At 63.5% G+C, this 1554-nt stretch carries 1 protein-coding gene; it reads left to right on the top strand.

Translation table 11 applies throughout. The features are described 5' to 3' along the window. Positions 1-139: 139 nt before the first annotated feature. Entirely contained in the window at positions 140-1474 is a 1335-nt protein-coding gene (locus tag G8O24_RS42400) for an IS5 family transposase (RefSeq protein ID WP_006022538.1), read from the top strand. The last annotated feature ends 80 nt before the right edge of the window (positions 1475-1554 follow it).

Consider the following 1554-nt stretch of genomic DNA (forward strand, 5'->3'; position numbering starts at 1 on the left):
TCCGAAGCCGTTGATTTGGAATCCGGAAACGGCATTTTGCCGTAACTGGATTTGCCGGAAAACAGGCCTTTGGAACGGGATTCCTTGCAAACTTAATTTGTGATTCACTCGCCTTTGACTGCTTTGGCGAGGGGATCAGATGCGGCCACGGGAGCGGAGCGAGACGGGAGAGCAGGACCTTTTCCGGTCCCGGCTCGATCAGATCATCGACATGAAGCATCCGCTGGGGCGGACGGTGGATTGGGGGGTCCTGGAGGAGCGTTTCGGCGAGGTTTACACCGATGATCCCGGCCGGCCGCCGCTGCCGACGCGCCTGATGGCGGGGCTGGCAATCCTCAAGCACACCTACGACCTGTCCGACGAGGTGCTGTGCGAGCGGTGGGTCGAGAACCCCTATTACCAATACTTCTGCGGAGAAGAGTTCTTCCAGCACCGGCTGGTGTTCGACCGCTCGTCGCTGACGCGCTGGCGCAACCGGATGGGCGAGGAACGGCTGGCTGCGCTGATCCAGGAGAGCCTGTCGGTTGCCACCAGGACCAAGGCGATCAAGCCGTCCGAGCTGTCGCGCGTGATCGTCGACACTACGGTTCAGCCCAAGAACGTGATGTTCCCCACCGATGCGAAGCTTCTGAACCGGGCGCGCGAGAAGCTGGTGCAGCTGGCGAAGCTTCACGCGGTGCCGTTGCGCCAGTCCTATGCGCGGGTGGGCAAGTTCGCCCTGATCCAGCATCAGCGCTATGCCCACGCCAAGCAGTTCAAGCGCGCCAACCGGGCGCTCAGGAAGCTGCGCACCTATCTCGGCCGCGTCATCCGCGATGTCGGCCGCAAGATCGAGGGTAGCGGCGCGCTCGAAGCGGCGTTCACAAAGCTGCTGGCGCTCGCGCGGCGCGTGCGCGATCAGAAGCAGCATCAGCGCGGGCCGAAGGTCTATTCCCTGCACGCGCCGGAAGTCGAATGCATCGGCAAAGGCAAGGCCCACCGGCCTTACGAGTTCGGCGTCAAAGTCTCCGTCGCCACCACGATCGGCCACGCCAAGGGCGGCCAGTTCGTCACCCATGTGAAGGCGCTGCCCGGCAATCCCTATGACGGCCATACACTGGCCACCGTGATCCCGGACATGGAGGCGCTCATCGGCAACGTCATCGCGCGCCTCCTCGCCGACAAGGGATATCGCGGTCACAATGCGCCGCCCGATTACAGGTTCAGAGTCTTCATCTCCGGCCAGAAGCGAGGGGTAACGCCGAGGATCAAGCGCGAACTGCGCCGCAGGGCCGCCGTCGAACCCGTCATCGGCCATCTCAAGGCCGAGCACCGCATGGGCCGCAACTATCTCTGGTTCCGCCAGGGGGATGCCGCCAACGCCGTCCTCGCCGCCGCCGGCTACAACTTCGGCCGCCTCATCCGCTGGCTCGGCCTTTTGCTGCGCCTGTTCCTGACCGCACTCTTCCCCGGACTTTCGTTCAATCCAGTCTGAGAGCGGAGTTCTTCACATGGCGTAATCGCGGCTGACGGCTTCTCGAAGACTCGAGATCCAGTAGGATCCCGCCTCAGCGG

This window comes from Bradyrhizobium campsiandrae (assembly GCF_014529705.1).
Lineage (GTDB): Bacteria > Pseudomonadota > Alphaproteobacteria > Rhizobiales > Xanthobacteraceae > Bradyrhizobium > Bradyrhizobium campsiandrae.

Coding starts and splice junctions, on each gene's coding strand:
- G8O24_RS42400 (WP_006022538.1), top strand. CDS start 140: ATGCGGCCACGGGAGCGGAGCGAGACGGGAGAGCAGGACCTTTTCCGG.